Raw genomic sequence first — 16,828 nt, 5'->3', positions numbered from 1 at the left:
CAGATTGCCCAGTCGAAACGCAAACTATTGCGCACCTTGCGTGGCCGGGAGACGCTGCCGCTATGACGCAGACCACACACCACGCTCCCGACACCGCACGGCAGGCCGACCCCTTCCCGGTCAAGGGAATGGACGCGGTCGTGTTCGCCGTGGGCAACGCCAAGCAGGCCGCGCACTATTACTCCACCGCCTTCGGTATGAAGCTGGTCGCCTACTCCGGACCGGAGAACGGCAGCCGCGAGACCGCGAGCTACGTGCTGGAGAACGGCTCCGCCCGGTTCGTGTTCACCTCGGTGATCAAGCCCGCCACCACCTGGGGTCACTTCCTCGCCGAGCACGTGGCCGCGCACGGCGACGGCGTCGTCGACCTCGCCATCGAGGTCCCGGACGCGCGGGCGGCGTTCGCCCACGCCGTCGAGCGGGGCGCCCGCCCGGTCGCCGAGCCGTACGAGCTGAAGGACGAGTACGGCACGGTCGTCCTCGCCGCGATCGCCACCTACGGCGAGACCCGGCACACCCTGGTGGAGCGGTCCGGCTACGACGGCCCCTACCTGCCCGGCTACGTCGCCGCCGAGCCGATGGTCGAGCCGCCCGCCCAGCGCACCTTCCAGGCCATCGACCACTGCGTCGGCAACGTCGAACTCGGCCGGATGAACGAGTGGGTCGGCTTCTACAACGACGTCATGGGCTTCACGAACATGAAGGAGTTCGTGGGCGACGACATCGCGACCGAGTACAGCGCGCTGATGTCCAAGGTCGTGGCCGACGGCACGCTCAAGGTCAAGTTCCCGATCAACGAGCCCGCCATCGCCAAGAAGAAGTCACAGATCGACGAGTACCTGGAGTTCTACGGCGGCGCGGGCGTCCAGCACATCGCGCTGAACACCAACGACATCGTCCAGACGGTCCGGACGATGCGCGCGGCCGGCGTGCAGTTCCTGGACACGCCCGACTCCTACTACGACACGCTGGGGGAGTGGGTCGGTGAGACCCGCGTGCCGGTCGACACCCTGCGCGAGCTGAAGATCCTCGCCGACCGCGACGAGGACGGCTACCTGCTGCAGATCTTCACCAAGCCGGTCCAGGACCGCCCGACCGTCTTCTTCGAGATCATCGAGCGGCACGGCTCCATGGGCTTCGGCAAGGGCAACTTCAAGGCCCTGTTCGAGGCGATCGAGCGCGAGCAGGCCAAGCGCGGCAACCTCTGACGGGGCCCGACCCCGACGGGTGCCAGTGCCGCGACAGGCAACGTTCACCCCGTCGCGACGCCCGGCACGCCCTCTCGCCGCACCGGCCGGAGGCCCCAGTACATCCAGTACGAGGGCTTCCGGCCGGAGGGACCCCCGGAGCACGCACCGGACGCCGCTCCTTGCCGGACACACGTTGCCTGCCGCGGCACTAGGCCGCCGGAGGCTCCACCTGCGGCGGCTCGCCCAGTTCGTCGAGCGCCTCCCGCGCCGACGGCGCCCACAGCGGCGAGAAGTAGGGATTGATCAGCAGCGCCTCCCGCAGGTGCCGCCGGGCGGGCCCGTGGAGACCGAGCGTCTTCTCGATCATCCCGCGGTGGTAGGCGTACAGCGCACTGCGCACGCCGCCACCGTGCTCCTTGTCGGTCGCCCGCTCCGCGAACCGCAGCGCCTCCTCGTGCTCCTGCGCCCGGTGCAGCGCCCAACCCAGCGCGTCGGCCACCGCGATGCCCGGCTGCTTGCGCCACTCGGCGCGCAGCCGCAGCACGGCCTCGTCGGGATCGCCGTGGTCCGCCTCCAGACGCCCCAGCACCAGCTCCTCGTCCACCCCGCCGGCCGCCGCGTTGCGGACCTGCGCGCGCAGCATGTCGTACTGCACCTGGGCCGCCTGGTCGAGCCCCAGCGACTCGTACAGCTCGCCCAGCTCCAGCGCGTAACCCGGCGACGGCTGCTCGGCGAGCGCCACCCGGTACGCGTTCAGCGCCTCCGTCGTGCGCCCCAGCGCCGCCAGCGCGCGCGCCTGCCCGGCCTGCGCGGCCCGCAGGTCGGGATCGAGGCGCACCGCCTCCTCCAAGTGCTGCAGGGCGACCTCCCGGTCCCCGCGCTCCCAGGCGAGCTGCCCGGCCCGCTCCAGCCAGGCCGCCCGTTCCGCCGGCGCCCCGGCGCTCGCCGCCGCGTCCGACAGGGTGGCCGCCGCGTCCTCGCGCCAGCCCCGGTCCCAGTACACGGCGGCCGACCGGGCCATCACCGCCGTACCGGAGTGCAGTTTCTGGAGCCGTTCGAGGGTGCTCTGGGCGGCCTTGTAGTCGTTGAGGCCGGTGTACGCCTCGATCAGCAGCGAGTGGGTGGTCCAGCGCTTGCGGTCCACCTTCAGCGCGGCCTCGCCCCACGTCCGCGCCGCCCGGAAGTCCCGCCGCGCGTTCGCCAGCGCAGCCATGCCCTCCAGGGCACCGGCGTTGCCGTGCGGCAGCAGCCTCATCGACGTCCGCAGCGCCCGCTCGGCGGTCGGGTAGTGGGCGGCGTCGGCGGTCCGCCGCCCCTGTTCCACGTACGCCAGCCCCAGCAGCGCCCACGCCCGCGCGTCTTCGGGACGCGTCCGCAGGTGCCGCTCACGCTCGGCGATCAGCGCCGCCAGATGCGGCAGCGCGGCCGGCACCCCGGAGGTGACCGCGGCTGTCGCGAGCTGGGCGGGGCCGGGCTCGGGGGGCGGAGCCGGCAGCGGCTGCGGGCGCGTCAGCCACAGCAGCCCGCCCGCGCCGACGCAGGCGACGAGCAGGCCGAGCAACACGCCCGTGACCAGCCGGGCACGTCGCCGCCCGGAACCCCTGCCCGCGCCGCGCGGGTCGTTCGCCCCGTTTCCCGTGCCGGTCTCGATGGCCGTCTTCACACCGGTCTCCATGCCGCACACTGTGCGTCAGTACCGGGACGTCGTCCCGTCAGGCGAAGGGTGCCGCAGACGGGGTTCACACCGATGGCCCCGGGTGACACTCTGTGATCATGAGCCGTATCCAAGCCCCTCCCGACGAAGCGCAGGGCAACCTCACGGACCGGCTGCTGGCGGGTCTGCCGGCCGAGGCCGTCCTCACCGATCCCGACGTCACCGCCTCCTACGCCAACGACATGGCGAGCTTCTGCCCGGCCGGCACCCCGGCCGTGGTGGTGCTGCCACGCACCGTCGAACAGGTGCAGCACGTCATGCGCACCGCCACCGAACTGTGCGTCCCGGTGGTTCCCCAGGGCGCCCGCACCGGCCTGTCGGGCGGGGCCAACGCCACCGACGGCTGCGTGGTGCTGTCGCTGACGAAGATGGACCGCGTCCTGGAGATCAGCCCCGTCGACCGCATCGCCGTCGTGGAACCCGGCGTCGTCAACGCCGACCTCGCCCGCGCCGTCGGCGAACACGGCCTCTATTACCCGCCGGACCCCTCCAGCTGGGAGATGTGCACGATCGGCGGCAACATCGGCACCGCCTCGGGCGGCCTGTGCTGCGTGAAGTACGGGGTGACGGCCGAGTACGTCCTCGGACTCGACGTCGTCCTCGCCGACGGCCGCCTGATGTCCACCGGCCGCCGCACCGCCAAGGGCGTCGCCGGGTACGACCTCACCCGCCTGTTCGTCGGCTCCGAGGGCTCCCTCGGCATCGTCGTACGGGCCGTCCTGGGGCTGAGGCCCAAGCCGCCGCAGCAGCTGGTGCTGGCCGCCGAGTTCGCCTCCGCGGCCGCCGCCTGCGACGCCGTGTGCCGGATCATGGCCGGCGGGCACGTGCCCTCCCTGCTGGAACTGATGGACCGTACGACGGTCCGGGCCGTCAACGACCTGGCGCACATGGGGCTGCCCGAGTCCACCGAGGCCCTCCTGCTCGCCGCCTTCGACACCCCGGACCCGGCCGCCGACCTCGCCGCCGTCGGGGCGTTGTGCGAGGCCGCCGGCGCCACCGGGGTCGTCCCGGCGGACGACGCGGCCGAGTCCGAACTGCTGCTCCAGGCGCGGCGGCTGTCGCTCACCGCGCTGGAGGCGGTCCGGGGCACCACGATGATCGACGACGTGTGCGTGCCCCGCTCCCGGCTCGGCGACCTGATCGAGGGCGTCGAGCGCATCGCCGACAAGTACCGGCTCACCATCGGGGTCGTCGCCCACGCGGGTGACGGCAACACCCACCCGACCGTGTGCTTCGACGCCCAGGACCCCGACGAGTGCCGGCGCGCCCGCGAGTCCTTCGACGAGATCATGGCCCTCGGCCTGGAGCTCGGCGGCACGATCACCGGCGAACACGGCGTGGGCGTGCTGAAGAAGGAGTGGCTGGCGCGCGAGATCGGCCCCGTCGGCGTGGAGATGCAGCGGGCGATCAAGCAGGTGTTCGACCCGCTGGGCATCCTCAACCCCGGCAAGCTGTTCTGAGGCCTCACCTCCCGTCTCACCGGCTTGACCGGTTCGACCGCCCTCACCGGGCGAGCAGCTGGGCCAACCCGTCGTCGATGCCCAGCTGCTCGCCCTCACTGCCGGGGGGCACCACCCGCAACGTGCGCTCCAGCCAGGCCGACACCTGGGCCGCCGGCGCCTGAAGCAGCGCGTCCCCGTCGGGCGAACTCAGCGCCATCACCACGACGTCGCGCCCGCCCACCTTCGCCGGCCATACCCGCACGTCCCCGTGCCCGCGCGGCCGGAACACCCCCTCCACCAGCAGATCGCGGGCGAACGCCCAGTCGACGGGGTGGTCGGAGTGGATGTGGAAGCTGATGTGGACGGCGTACGGGTCGTCGGTGCGATAGCCCAGCCGGGCCGGCACCGGGATGCCGTGCTCCGGCGACAGGATCAGTCGCAGCTCCAGTTCGCGTTCCACCACGGTGTGCATCTCGTGGCTCTCCCTTCGGTCCGCGGGGCCCCTGGGGCGGGCCCGTACGAGGAGGGAGCGGGGGAGTGCGGCGGCATTACGCGGGTTTCCCGAACTTCTTCCCCCGCCCGTAGCACAACCGTGCTCGAAAGGGGTGGGTCCAGCGGGACGGGCGGTGGCGGTTGCGCCGGTCTGATAGATGTGGAGGCCCCCATCACATCCCCGAGCAGATACGGGACGACGGACATGAGCGCCCCAACCCCGGCACCCGGCGACGACCGGCCCCGCGAGGGCTACTACCCGGACCCCTCCATCCCTGGATATGTCCGGTACTGGAACGGAGCCGCCTGGGTCCCGGGCACCAGCCGCCCGGCCCCGGCCGACGGCGCGCCGCTCGCCCCGCCGCCCGGTGTGCGCCCCGCGCGGCCCGCCGTCGAGGAGACCGGGCCGCACTTCTTCGACGAGGACCCCGAGCCCGTACGCCAGGACCCCTCCGACGCCCAGCACGGCAGCCGCCCCGAGCCCGCCTCGGCCTGGGGCGCCGACCGGTCCCGGCAGTCCGGCTTCGGCGGCGACCAGGACCGGCGCGTCTCCTGGCCCGCGGCCCAGGGCTCCGACCCGCGCGTCCCGGCCGACCCGCCCGTGCAGCCCGAGGGCAGCGCCGCCCGCACGGACGGCACGGCGTCCTCCCTCCAGCACCCGGCTGCGCCCGGACGGGCGGGAGCGCCGTCGCCCGCCGGATCCGAGCCGGCGGGCTCCGGCAACACGTTCGTCTTCCGCCGCCCGGCCGCCGACTCCCGGGGCACGAGCGGCGCTGAGGACGCCGCCGAGGACCCGGGCACCATGACGTTCCGCGCGCTCACCCCGCGCACGGGGCAGGGGGACGGGGCGGCGGCGCAGGGCGGGGGCGCGCGGGTGCCGGGGCCGACGGCCACGCCGCACACGGGCGCGTCCGGCCCGGCGACGCCCGGCCCCGCCGCGTCCGGCGGCCAGGGCAACCCCGGCTGGACGGCCCCGCCCCCCGGCCCGCCCGCCCAGACGCCCGCCCAGAACGCCGGCGGTCCCGGTTTCGGCGCCGGGAAGGCGGCCGCCGCGCGCGCCTCGGCGGACCGGTCGGCCCCGGTCGCGGGGCCCGCCCCGCAGTCCCCCGGCGTCCCCCATCAGGCCCAGGCCTCCGTTCCCGCCACCCCGGTCACCTCGGGCCCCGGCGGCGGCCAGTCCTCCTGGGCGCAGCAGGTGCACCGTCTCGCCGGCGCCTCCACCCCCGACGAGCAGCCCGTGGCCCCCTGGAAGCCCCCGGTGGAGGACGTCTTCCAGGCGGCGGCGAGGCGTCAGGCCGCGGCCCGCCCCGCCGGGCTCGGCAAGCGGCTGGTGGCGCGGTTGATCGACACCCTGGTCGTCGCGGGCGTCACCGCGGTCGCCGCCGTACCGCTCGGCGCGCGGGCCCTCGACCACATCCAGGGCAAGATCGACGAGGCCAAGCTGTCCGGCCAGACGGTCACGGTGTGGCTGCTGGACGGCACGACGTCGACGTACCTGGCCGTCGTCCTCGCCGTGCTCCTCCTGGCCGGCGTCCTCTACGAGGCGCTGCCCACCGCCACGTGGGGCCGCACCCTGGGCAAGAAGCTGCTGGGCCTCGAGGTGTGGGACATCGAGGCGCACGAGGCCCCGTCCTTCGGCGCGGCCCTGCGCCGCTGGCTCGTCTACAGCGTGTCCGGGCTGCTCTGCTTCGGCCTCGTCGGCGTCCTGTGGTGCCTGTTCGACAAGCCGTGGCGCCAGTGCTGGCACGACAAGGCCGCGCACACGTTCGTGGCGGGCTGACCGGGCGGCGGCGGGCGGCCGTCCGCGCGAGCGGGGCGTCCGTGGGCGACGGGGTACTCCGGACGGCCCCTCGCCGGATGCGGACGGGCGGGGTTCGCGGTCGACTCTGCCCATGAGCACCGAACCGCCCCCCGGTTCCGGCGGACAGCCGCCGGAGGACGACCCGTTCAAGAAGCAGCCCCCGCCCGGCGAGGGGGCCGGCTCGCCGTACGACAGGCCGCCCGGGAGCGGTGAGCAACCCCCGCCGTACGGCGGCGGCCAGCCCCCGCCCGGTGGTGCCCAGCCCCCGCCCGGTGGGGGCGGGCCCTACGGCGGCGGCCCGTACGAAGGCGGCCCGTACGGCGGCGGTCCGTACGGCGGCGGTGGCGACTACCCCTCCGACCCGCTCGCCGGTATGCCCCCGCTCGCCGACAGCGGCAAGCGCACGCTGGCCCGGCTGATCGACATGGTGCTCGTCGGCATCGTCGCCTGGCTCATCGCCGTGGGCTTCAACGTGGACGAGTACCAGATGAACGCCGAGAGGGTCGACGTCGGCGACTCCGTGGCGCAGTCCGTCATCGCGGCCGTGCTCTTCACGGCGTACGACACGATCATGATCGCCAGGTCCGGGCAGACGCTGGGCAAGAAATGGCTGAACATGCGCGTGGCACAGCTCGACAACGGAGCCACGCCCTCGGTGCAGACGTCCCTGCTCCGCTCGCTGGTGCTGTGGATCCCGTTCGCGTTCTGCTGCGCCTGTGTCTGGACCGCGGTCTGCGGCGGCTGGAGCTTCTTCGACAAGCCCTACAAGCAGGGGCTGCACGACAAGGCGGCCAAGACGGTCGTGGTCAGCACGAGTTGACGCACGGCAGCACGGCGGGCCCGTCACCCTCGGGTGGCGGGCCCGCCGTGCCGTGCGCTGCTCACGACTGTTCTCAGTGGGCCGTGGGTTCCCGTACGGGCCTGCGGGCCGCCGTGGCCGGCATCGGCGACGCCACCTCGGCGGCGGGCCGCTGCGCGGGGGCCGGGGTCCGCTTCGGCATGGGCACCGTCATGGCGACCAGCAACCCGAGCAGGAGCGCCGCGACGGCGACGACCGCGATCCCCACACCCGAACTCGTCTGTGACAGCAGCAGCATGGCGAGCGTCGAGAAGATCACGGTGCACGAACCGTAGGCGAGCTGTGCGGCGGTCGGACGAGGCATGGCAATCGTGTCCTCGAAGAATGGGGGTGGACTCCCCCCGTGCCTCTCGCTGCCGGGGGAGGTGCGGACAAATCTATTCGCGTGCATGCCCGAGTGGAACGAACCGTAAGCGTGACCTGACCAACAGTGCCGGTGCACAGGGGGCGCACCGAGTCATGTCGGCCACCGAATCGGCCGTCCCGCGCGCCCGTCGGACGAACGCCCCAGTTGTTCGGTAAGCGAAACGTCGTCTCCGCATAGTGCAGTTGTCTTGCTCAAGTCAAGGTCTGTCTTTTCCCCGCAACCTCTAGTCAAATGTCGGCACTTGACTACACGCGTCGATCAGGCGCGCGCGGACGCACCACCACCATCGCCCCCTCTCCGCGCGCCCGGACGCTGGGGAGGAACTCAAGTGACCAGTAGACCCTGGACGTTGAGAGCGGCCGCGACAGCGGTGGCGCTCGCCGCGGCCACCGCCACGATCTCCGGCCTCACCGTGGCCCAGGCCGACTCGACCGGCCCCGCGGCCGCGCCCGCCGCCGACCGGCAGGACCCGGCGTCGCCGGAGAACCACGAGGAGCGCGCGCACGACCTCGACGGCCCGCTGAGCAAGACTCAGGAGGCCCAGCGCGAAGAGGCCCTGAGGCAGGTCATATCCGGCCAGGCCGAGGTCGAGAAGCGCGCGGGCTCCAAGGTCGTCGAGCTCGAGAGCCGCGGCGGTGACAGCAAGTACGTCGAGCTGGGCCGGGAGAAGACCGACAAGATCTTCACCATCCTGGTCGAGTTCGGCGACCAGATCGACCCGCGCTACGGCGGCACCCCGGGCCCGCTGCACAACCGGATTGCCGAGCCGGACCGTTCCAAGGACAACAGCACGGCCTGGCAGGCGGACTACAACCGCGAGCACTTCCAGGACCTGTACTTCGGTGACGGCGTCGGCTCGATGAAGACGTACTACGAGAAGCAGTCCTCGGGTCGCTACTCCATCGACGGCGAGGTGACCGACTGGGTCAAGGTGCCGTACAACGAGGCCCGTTACGGCTCCAATGCGTGCGATCCCGACAACTGCGCCTGGTTCGCGGTGCAGGACGGCGTCAACGCCTGGGTGGACCAGCAGAAGGCGGCAGGGAAGACCACCGCCGAGATCAGCGCCGCGCTCGCCGAGTACGACCAGTGGGACCGCTACGACCACGACGGCGACGGCGACTTCAACGAGCGCGACGGCTACATCGACCACTTCCAGATCGTGCACGCCGGCGAGGACGAGTCCGCGGGCGGCGGCGCGCAGGGCGAGGACGCGATCTGGGCCCACCGCTGGTACGCGTTCGGCACCGACGCGGGCGCCACCGGCCCCGACTTCAACAAGCTCGGCGGCACTCAGATCGGCGACTCCGGCGTCTGGGTCGGCGACTACACCATCCAGCCGGAGAACGGCGGACTCGGTGTCTTCGCCCACGAGTACGGCCACGACCTCGGTCTGCCGGACCACTACGACACCGCGGGCGGCGAGAACTCCACCGGTTTCTGGACGCTGATGTCGTCCGGCTCCTGGCTCGGTACCGGTGAGGACACCATCGGCGACATGCCCGGCGACATGACCGCCTGGGACAAGCTGCAGCTCGGCTGGCTCGACTACGACGTGGCAAAGGCCGCGACCGCCTCGAAGCACAAGCTGGGTGTGGCCGAGTACAACACCGTGAACCCGCAGGCTCTCGTGGTGCAGCTGCCGCAGAAGGCGGTCACCACCGAGATCGTCGCCCCGGCCGAGGGCTCCAGCCAGTGGTGGAGCGGCTCCAGCAACGATCGCCGCGCCACGCTCGCCCGCTCCGTCGACCTGACCGGCAAGGCCTCGGCCGCGCTGACCCTGGACGGCTGGTGGGAGATCGAGAAGGACTACGACTACCTCTACACCGAGGTCTCCACGGACGGCGGCAGCAGCTGGACCCCGATCGACGGCACCGCGGACGGTGCCCCGATCACCCGTGACGGCAGCGACCAGCCCGCCCTCAGCGGTGTTTCCGGCGGGCACAAGCAGCTGTCGTACTCGCTGGACGCCTACGCCGGTCAGAAGATCGACGTCCGCTTCCGCTACGCCACCGACGGCGGCGTGTCCCTGAAGGGCTTCACCGCCGACCGGATCACGCTCACCGCCGACGGTGCCCCGCTGTTCAGCGACAACGCGGAGAGCGCGGACGCGGCCTGGACCGCGAACGGCTTCTCGCGCATCGGCGCCTCCTTCACCAAGGACTACGCGCAGTACTACATCGCCGAGAACCGTCAGTACGTGTCGTACGACAAGACCCTGCAGGTCGGCCCGTACAACTTCGGCTTCTCCAACACCCGTCCGGACTGGGTCGAGCACTTCCCGTACCAGGACGGTCTGTTGATCTGGAAGTGGGACACCTCGCAGCAGGACAACAACACCAGCGAGCACCCCGGTGCCGGTCTGCTGCTGCCGGTCGACTCGCACCCGACCGCGACGAAGTGGTCCGACGGCACGCTGATGCGCAACCGCATCCAGACGTACGACTCGCCGTTCAGCTGGTACCCGACGGATGGCATCACGCTGCACAAGGCGGGCGTGCCGACCAAGATCCGCCCGTCCCTGGGTGTGCCGGTCTTCAACGACCACACGAACACCTACTACGACGAGGCCAACCCGCTGGGTGGTGTCAAGATCACTGACACCAATACCAAGATCAAGATCGTTCAGCAGCCGCTCAGCGGCTCGACGATCACGGTCCAGGTCGGCCCCGCGGTGAAGTAGTCAGCAATTCCGCAGGTCAGACGCGTATCGGCGGCAGCCCCTTGGCGGGTTGCCGCCGATCGTGTTTAGGTGCGTCCTGTGGTTCTCTTATTGACATCGGCTGACACGGGGGTGTGACGCATGGCCGCAGGAGGTTTCTGCAAGCTGCCGAACGGCACGGTGGTGGTGGCGCTGAACCTGCCCAGCCCCGCCGCCGGCGGGCCCGCCGGAGTACGGGTGCTCGTCCACGCCCAGAACCGGGCACGCGCCCTGACCAGGCTGCGCAACCTGGGGCTGCGGGCGGTCTACCTGCGAGGCAACGCCGCCCCGCCGACCCCGGACGAGATCACCGCCGTCCTGCACCACCCCGACGGCCTGATATGGCGCACGGCCCCCGACACGACCCTCGGCGGCCCGGAACTCGTCCAGGAACTGTGGCACCCGATCCGCTCCCTGCTGCGCCGCCCGACCGCCCAGATGTGATCAGGGAGCCCGCTGCACCGTTGACCGCTTCCGGACCCGCCCCGAGCCCTTCACGGGTCTCCGGGAGCCCGACGGGCTCGGCCCGATGACGGGGACGGCCCGCCGACGGTTCACCCCCCTCCCGGAACGGGCCTTCGGCGATGGGCGCGGGCGCTCGGACGGGCTGCCGGTGTGGGCCTGGGGAAGGGCGATGCGTGTCGCCCGGCCGCGGGACGGGCCGCTGAGGTTCGCCCGCCTCCCGGGACGGGCCTTCGGCGATGGGCGCGGGCGCTCGGACGGGCTGCCGGTGTGGCTCTGGGGAAGGGCGGTCGGCGTCGCCCGGCCGCGGGGACGGGCCGTCGACGTTCGCCCGCTTCCTGGGACGGGTCCAGGGCGATGGGCGCGGGCGCCCGGGCGGGCCGCCGGTGTGGGCCTGGGGAAGGGCGGTCGGCGTCGCCCGGCCGCGGGGACGGGCCGCTGAGGTTCGCCCGCCTCCCGGGGCGGGCCTTCGGCGATGGGTGCGGGCGCTCGGACGGGCTGCCGACCGGTTCGCCCGGGCCTCGAGACGGGCCCTCCGCGGTTCACCCGGGTATCCGGGAGGGCCGTCGGCCGGGTTTTCGGTCCTTGGGGGTGGGCCGTCAGGTACTCATGCGGGTATCCGGGCGGGCCGTGGGCCGGGTTTTCGGTCCTTGGGGGTGGGCCGTCAGGTACTCATGCGGGTATCCGGGCGGGCCGTGGGCCGGGTTTTCGGTCCTTGGGGGTGGGCCGTCAGGTACTCATGCGGGTATCCGGGCGGGCCGCCGGCCCGTTTCACCCGGTGGGCCGGGTGCGGGTCCGGCAAGGTCAGACGACGGGCTTTCCGGACAGTTCCACTCCCGCCTCGCGCAGTTCCTCCAGCGCCCGCTCCGTGGTCGCCTCCGCGACGCCCGCCGTGAGGTCCAGCAGGACGTGGGTGCGGAAGCCCTCGCGGACCGCGTCCAGGGCGGTCGCCCGTACGCAGTGGTCGGTCGCGATGCCGACCACATCCACCTCGTCGACCTGCCGCTCGCGCAGCCAGTCGGCCAGCGGCACCCCGTTCTCGTCGACGCCCTCGAAGCCGCTGTACGCCGCCGCGTACGCGCCCTTGTCGAAGACGGCGTCGACCGAGCCGGAGGCGACGGCCGGGGCGAAGTTCGGGTGGAACCCGACCCCCTCCGTGCCCGCGACGCAGTGGGCGGGCCAGGAGTGCACGAAGTCGGGGTTGTCCGCGAAGTGACCGCCCGGCGCGATGTGGTGGTCGCGGGTCGCCACCACGTGGCGGTAACCGGCGGGGGCCTGCCCGATCAGCTCGGTGATCGCGGCGGCCACATCGGCACCCCCGGCCACCGGGAGGCTGCCCCCCTCGCAGAAATCGTTCTGCACGTCTACGACGATCAAGGCGCGGCGCATGGTGGGAGTCCTTCGGCTATGGGTTCTCGCGTGCTGTGGGTCGGGGCGGTTCGGTACGGGTCGGTGGGGAGCCTGGTGCGGAGGGGGTGCGGGCCCGGCCGGTGCGTGAACCTGAACCTCCGAGCCTAGAGACTTCGGCGACGCTGCGGGAGGGGGCGCTACGGGGCGCGCGCCCACGCGCCCCGCCGGGCCGGTGGGCCGGTGGGACACCGCCTAGCCCTCGGTCGCGTACTCCGTCGGGATGACCGCGTCCCCGCGGGACAGCTGGGTCGCGGACATCGGCAGGCCGGCGCGGGCGGCGATGTGCCGCTCGCGCACGGCGTCGAGCGGCTCGCGGGCCACCACTTCGCCGCCCTTGACCAGCTCGACGAGCAACTGCCGGTCGACCAGCTGCGCCGGGACGGGCCCGGTGCCGACCACCTCGGCCTCGGCCACCCCGTACGCGTCCAGTCGGCGCGCGGCCCACTTGCGGCCGCCGATGGAGGTCTTGCCGCCGGACGACTTCTTCGCCACCGCCACCAGCGGCGCCTTCGGGTCCTCGGACGCGGCGCGGGCGACCAGCTTGTAGACCATCGAGGCCGTCGGGTGCCCGGAGCCGGTGACCAGCTGGGTGCCGACGCCGTACGCGTCCACGGGCGCCGCCGCCAGCGAGGCGATGGCGTACTCGTCGAGGTCCGAGGTCACGATGATCCTCGTGCCGGTGGCGCCCAGCTCGTCCAGCTGCTGGCGCACCCGGTGCGCGACCAGCAGCAGGTCGCCGGAGTCGATCCGCACGGCCCCCAGCTCAGGACCGGCGACCTCCACCGCCGTGCGGACGGCCTCCGCGACGTCGTACGTGTCCACCAGCAGGGTCGTCCCCCGGCCCATGGAGTCGACCTGGGCCCGGAAGGCGTCGCGCTCGCGGTCGTGCAGCAGGGTGAAGGCGTGCGCCGAGGTGCCCACCGTCGGGATGCCGTAGCGGAAGCCGGCGGCCAGGTCGGAGGTGGAGGCGAAGCCGCCGACGTACGCGGCGCGCGCGGCGGCGACCGCGGCGAGCTCGTGGGTGCGGCGGGCGCCCATCTCGATCAGCGGCCGGTCCCCGGCGGCCGAGGTCATGCGGGAGGCGGCCGCGGCGATCGCGGAGTCGTGGTTGAGGATGGACAGGATCACGGTCTCCAGCAGCACGCACTCGGCGAAGCTGCCCTCGACCCGCATGATCGGCGACCCCGGGAAGTACACCTCGCCCTCGGGGTAGCCCCAGATGTCGCCGGAGAAGCGGTAACCGGCGAGCCATTCGAGGGTGTCCTCGCCGACGATGGCCCGTTCCCGCAGGAAGCGCAGGACGTCCTCGTCGAAGCGGAAGTTCTCGACGGCGTCCAGGACCCGGCCGGTCCCGGCCACCACGCCGTACCGTCGCCCCTCCGGCAGCCGCCGGGTGAAGACCTCGAAGACACTGCGCCGCTCGGCCGTTCCGGCCCGCAGGGCGGCCTGGAGCATCGTCAGCTCGTACTGGTCCGTGAAGAGGGCGGTCGAGGGGACGTCCACCGGCAGCCCAAGGTCCGCTGTGCTCACCAAAGCTCTCCTCGCCATACGTCGCCGGGTACCCCTGCCCGGCCGGAAGCCCGGGGGTCGCCCCCCGGAAGATGCGGCATGCCAGGATGCTACACCCCATTTCGTCAGTGTGACGATTTGTGAAGCCCATGGCAGCATGGGAGGCGTGACGTCAGCCGCTCCCATCGAGATCGAACGCACCGAGTCGGCGGAGGAGGTCTCTGCCGTACCCGAGCCGGACGTCCCCTGGGTCACGATCGTCCACAACGACCCGGTCAACCTCATGAGCTACGTGACCTACGTCTTCCAGTCGTACTTCGGCTACTCCAAGGACAAGGCCACCAAGCTCATGCTCGACGTCCACCACAAGGGCCGGGCGGTCGTCTCCAGCGGTAGCCGCGAGGAGATGGAGCGCGACGTGCAGGCCATGCACGGCTACGGTCTGTGGGCCACCCTCCAGCAGGACCGGAAGTAGCGATCGCCTCCATGCCAGGAACCTTCGAACCGCTCCCCGACGGCGGCGCGGCCGTCGCCCTCGACGACGTCGAGATCTCCATCATCCGGTCGCTGGCCGTCCAGTTGCTGGAACTCATCGGTCCCGGCCCCGGCGAGGACGCCTCCGCCGACCCGCTCGCCGAGCTGTTCGCCGAGGGCCCGAGCGAGCCGCCCTCCGACCCGGTGCTCCGGCGCCTGTTCCCGGACGCCTACGGCGACCCCGAGCAGCCCGCGGAGGACCTGGAGCAGAAGGCGCACTCCGCCGAGTTCCGCCGCTACACGGAGAACGACCTGCGCGCCGGCAAGCGCGACAACGCCCTCGCGGTGATCCGCTCCCTGGACGAGCTGGCGTCCGCCGGGGACGGCGGGGCGGTCCTGGAACTGACGCCCGAGCAGTCCCAGCAGTGGCTCGGCGCCCTCAACGACCTGCGCCTGGCGATCGGCTCCCGGCTGGAGATCGTCGACGAGGACGACACCGATCTGCTCTACCGGCTGCCGGACGAGGACCCGCGCAAGCCGATGGTGATGGCCTACCTCTGGCTGGGCGGGCTTCAGGAGACCTTGATCTCCACTCTTATGCCCTGAATGCGGAGATGGTGTGTTCGCTCAGCGGACACTCAAATCCGGATAACGATCCTGTCACCACTGCGGCCTGTTATGCGCCCTTGAGTGCGCTTTTGTCCGATTCTTCCTGTGTGGTGCCTCACATGTCGTCCGGGCGATCAGTCTTGCGGCCGTGATAAATCTTCACGACCGCCCGGCGAACACCACCCTTATGTCGCGCCGGGTGCGCCACCGAGCCGGCGACCGCCGGCCAGGCACGAGCGGCCCAGGGAGGGCTGCTCAACTCCATCAATCCGGGGGGATCGAAACCCGATCCGAGGCCGACGAGAGGCCCGGGTCGGCATGGAGAAAGGCGCACTACTCATGGCCTCTGAGAGGGTCACCGACGCTCCTGAAGAGGGTTACGAGCGCGGGCTCGGCAGCCGTCAGGTCCAGATGATCGCGATCGGCGGCGCCATCGGCGTCGGCCTCTTCCTGGGAGCCGGGGCGAACATCGCCAAGGCCGGTCCCAGCCTGATCCTGATGTACGCCCTGGCCGGCGTGATCATCTTCTTCATCATGCGGGCGCTCGGCGAGCTCCTGCTCTACCGCCCCGTCTCGGGGTCCTTCGCGGAGTACTCCCGCGAGTTCCTCGGCCCGTTCTTCGGCTACTTCACCGGCTGGACGTACTGGCTGATGTGGGTCGTCACCGGCATGGCCGAGCTGACGGCCGCCGCGATCTACGTCAACTACTGGTTCCCGTCCATCCCGCAATGGGTGACGGCACTGGTGTTCCTGGTGATCCTGTTCGGGGTCAACCTGATCTCCGTGAAGCTCTTCGGCGAGCTGGAGTTCTGGTTCTCGATGGTCAAGGTCACCGCCCTGATCGGCATGATCGTGATCGGCCTGGGCGTGCTCACCTTCGGCTTCAGCAGCGCCGGTGACACGGCGGCCGTGTCCAACCTCTGGGCCTTCGACGGCTTCTTCCCCAAGGGCATCGGTTCGTCCCTGATGACCCTCCAGGGCGTCATGTTCGCCTACCTCGCCGTCGAGCTGGTCGGTGTCACGGCCGGCGAGTCCGAGAACCCCGAGAAGACCCTCCCCAAGGCGATCAACACCCTGCCGTGGCGTATCGCCCTGTTCTACGTCGGTGCCCTCACCGTCATCCTGTGCGTCGTGAAGTGGACGGAGTTCGCGCCGGGCGTCAGCCCGTTCGTCGAGGCCTTCGCGCAGATCGGCATCCCGGCGGGCGCCGCCATCGTCAACTTCGTCGTGCTCACCGCGGCGCTGTCGTCCTGCAACTCCGGCATGTACTCGACCGGCCGCATGCTGCGGAACCTGGCCGAGAGCGGCGAGGCCCCCAAGGTCTTCACCAAGCTGTCGTCGACCAAGACGCCCGCCCTCGGCATCTTCGTCTCCGTGTGCTTCATGGGCATCGGCGTGGTCCTGAACTACGTCGTACCGGAGAAGGCCTTCGGCTACGTCACCTCCATCGCCACCGCGGCCGGCATCTGGACCTGGCTGATGATCCTGATCAGCCACGTCCTGTACCGCCGCGCGGTCGAAGCGGGGCGTCTGCCCGCCTCTTCCTTCCCGGCGCCGGGCGGCGCGAAGTGCTCGTACGTGGCCATCGCGTTCCTGCTCTTCGTGACCGGCATCATCGCCTACGACGCCGACGCCCGCGTCTGCCTCTACGTGATGGCCGGCTGGGCGGTCGCCCTCGGCATCGGCTGGATGGTCCTCAAGGCCCGCAACCCGCAGATCGCCGAGCGCCGCACCGCGGAGTTCGAGAAGGTCGGCTGACCAACGTCAGGACGTCCGGCGGCGGGGAGTACTCGTGGCA

14 protein-coding genes are annotated in these 16,828 nt (G+C 71.7%); 9 read left to right on the top strand and 5 right to left on the bottom strand.

The window, feature by feature from the left end; all coding sequences use genetic code 11:
- Positions 1-62 precede the first annotated feature (62 nt).
- Positions 63-1,208 carry a 4-hydroxyphenylpyruvate dioxygenase gene (hppD, locus tag IPT68_RS14195; protein ID WP_189699128.1) on the top strand — a complete coding sequence of 382 codons (1,146 nt, stop codon included), beginning with the start codon at positions 63-65 and terminating at the stop codon, positions 1,206-1,208.
- Between the two features lie 190 nt (positions 1,209-1,398).
- Here the strand turns inward: hppD and IPT68_RS14190 are convergent, their stop codons facing one another.
- Positions 1,399-2,865 carry a tetratricopeptide repeat protein gene (locus IPT68_RS14190; protein ID WP_228040452.1) on the bottom strand — a complete coding sequence of 489 codons (1,467 nt, stop codon included), beginning with the start codon at positions 2,863-2,865 and terminating at the stop codon, positions 1,399-1,401.
- 92 nt (positions 2,866-2,957) lie between these two features.
- Between IPT68_RS14190 and IPT68_RS14185 the strand changes: the two genes are divergently transcribed.
- Positions 2,958-4,364: an FAD-binding oxidoreductase gene (locus IPT68_RS14185; protein WP_189699127.1), complete on the top strand. Its 1,407-nt coding sequence runs from the start codon at positions 2,958-2,960 to the stop codon at positions 4,362-4,364.
- Between the two features lie 43 nt (positions 4,365-4,407).
- On the opposite strand, the gene IPT68_RS14180 is transcribed toward IPT68_RS14185, so the two are convergent.
- Complete coding sequence (locus IPT68_RS14180; RefSeq protein WP_189699126.1) at positions 4,408-4,818, bottom strand: SsgA family sporulation/cell division regulator; 411 nt, start codon at positions 4,816-4,818, stop codon at positions 4,408-4,410.
- A gap of 225 nt (positions 4,819-5,043) precedes the next feature.
- On the opposite strand from IPT68_RS14180, the gene IPT68_RS14175 reads away from it, so the two are divergent.
- Together IPT68_RS14175 and IPT68_RS14170 are read left to right on the top strand one after the other, a co-directional pair.
- Positions 5,044-6,618 (top strand): RDD family protein, encoded by a 1,575-nt coding sequence (locus tag IPT68_RS14175; RefSeq protein WP_189699125.1) that lies wholly within the window; start codon positions 5,044-5,046, stop codon positions 6,616-6,618.
- Between the two features lie 112 nt (positions 6,619-6,730).
- The gene (locus tag IPT68_RS14170) at positions 6,731-7,459 is read left to right on the top strand and encodes an RDD family protein (protein WP_189699124.1); all 729 of its coding nucleotides are present in this window, start codon (positions 6,731-6,733) and stop codon (positions 7,457-7,459) included.
- A 73-nt stretch (positions 7,460-7,532) separates the two neighbouring features.
- Here IPT68_RS14170 and IPT68_RS14165 read toward each other — a convergent pair whose 3' ends face one another.
- Positions 7,533-7,802, bottom strand: a complete 270-nt coding sequence (locus IPT68_RS14165) for a hypothetical protein (RefSeq protein WP_189699123.1) — start codon at positions 7,800-7,802, stop codon at positions 7,533-7,535.
- Positions 7,803-8,193: 391 nt separating this feature from the next.
- Here IPT68_RS14165 and IPT68_RS14160 point away from each other — a divergent pair, with 391 nt between their 5' ends.
- Positions 8,194-10,548, top strand: a complete 2,355-nt coding sequence (locus tag IPT68_RS14160; RefSeq protein ID WP_189699122.1) for an immune inhibitor A domain-containing protein — start codon at positions 8,194-8,196, stop codon at positions 10,546-10,548.
- A gap of 120 nt (positions 10,549-10,668) precedes the next feature.
- Entirely contained in the window at positions 10,669-11,010 is a 342-nt protein-coding gene (locus tag IPT68_RS14155; protein WP_189699121.1) for a hypothetical protein, read from the top strand.
- An 822-nt stretch (positions 11,011-11,832) separates the two neighbouring features.
- Here IPT68_RS14155 and IPT68_RS14150 read toward each other — a convergent pair.
- Positions 11,833-12,417 (bottom strand): isochorismatase family protein, encoded by a 585-nt coding sequence (locus IPT68_RS14150; protein WP_189699120.1) that lies wholly within the window; start codon positions 12,415-12,417, stop codon positions 11,833-11,835.
- Positions 12,418-12,630: 213 nt separating this feature from the next.
- Positions 12,631-13,968, bottom strand: a complete 1,338-nt coding sequence (locus IPT68_RS14145; RefSeq protein WP_189699119.1) for a nicotinate phosphoribosyltransferase — start codon at positions 13,966-13,968, stop codon at positions 12,631-12,633.
- A gap of 136 nt (positions 13,969-14,104) precedes the next feature.
- Between IPT68_RS14145 and clpS the strand changes: the two genes are divergently transcribed.
- The 3 genes from clpS (at position 14,105) to IPT68_RS14130 (ending at position 16,788) form a co-directional block, all read left to right on the top strand.
- Positions 14,105-14,422 (top strand): ATP-dependent Clp protease adapter ClpS, encoded by a 318-nt coding sequence (gene clpS / locus IPT68_RS14140; protein WP_189699118.1) that lies wholly within the window; start codon positions 14,105-14,107, stop codon positions 14,420-14,422.
- Between the two features lie 11 nt (positions 14,423-14,433).
- Positions 14,434-15,027 (top strand): DUF2017 domain-containing protein, encoded by a 594-nt coding sequence (locus tag IPT68_RS14135; protein WP_189699117.1) that lies wholly within the window; start codon positions 14,434-14,436, stop codon positions 15,025-15,027.
- 342 nt (positions 15,028-15,369) lie between these two features.
- Positions 15,370-16,788, top strand: coding sequence for an amino acid permease (locus tag IPT68_RS14130; RefSeq protein ID WP_194074087.1), 1,419 nt, complete (start codon positions 15,370-15,372; stop codon positions 16,786-16,788).
- The last annotated feature ends 40 nt before the right edge of the window (positions 16,789-16,828 follow it).

It is taken from the genome of Streptomyces chromofuscus (assembly GCF_015160875.1).
Classification (GTDB): Bacteria; Actinomycetota; Actinomycetes; order Streptomycetales; family Streptomycetaceae; genus Streptomyces; species Streptomyces chromofuscus.
Note: the sequence above shows the minus strand (reverse complement) of the source record. Positions and strands in the feature narration are given on the sequence as shown.

Coding starts and splice junctions, on each gene's coding strand:
- hppD (WP_189699128.1), top strand. CDS start 63: ATGACGCAGACCACACACCACGCTCCCGACACCGCACGGCAGGCCGAC.
- IPT68_RS14190 (WP_228040452.1), bottom strand. CDS start 2,865: ATGGAGACCGGTGTGAAGACGGCCATCGAGACCGGCACGGGAAACGGG.
- IPT68_RS14180 (WP_189699126.1), bottom strand. CDS start 4,818: ATGCACACCGTGGTGGAACGCGAACTGGAGCTGCGACTGATCCTGTCG.
- IPT68_RS14175 (WP_189699125.1), top strand. CDS start 5,044: ATGAGCGCCCCAACCCCGGCACCCGGCGACGACCGGCCCCGCGAGGGC.
- IPT68_RS14170 (WP_189699124.1), top strand. CDS start 6,731: ATGAGCACCGAACCGCCCCCCGGTTCCGGCGGACAGCCGCCGGAGGAC.
- IPT68_RS14165 (WP_189699123.1), bottom strand. CDS start 7,802: ATGCCTCGTCCGACCGCCGCACAGCTCGCCTACGGTTCGTGCACCGTG.
- IPT68_RS14155 (WP_189699121.1), top strand. CDS start 10,669: ATGGCCGCAGGAGGTTTCTGCAAGCTGCCGAACGGCACGGTGGTGGTG.
- IPT68_RS14150 (WP_189699120.1), bottom strand. CDS start 12,417: ATGCGCCGCGCCTTGATCGTCGTAGACGTGCAGAACGATTTCTGCGAG.
- clpS (WP_189699118.1), top strand. CDS start 14,105: ATGGGAGGCGTGACGTCAGCCGCTCCCATCGAGATCGAACGCACCGAG.
- IPT68_RS14135 (WP_189699117.1), top strand. CDS start 14,434: ATGCCAGGAACCTTCGAACCGCTCCCCGACGGCGGCGCGGCCGTCGCC.
- IPT68_RS14130 (WP_194074087.1), top strand. CDS start 15,370: ATGGCCTCTGAGAGGGTCACCGACGCTCCTGAAGAGGGTTACGAGCGC.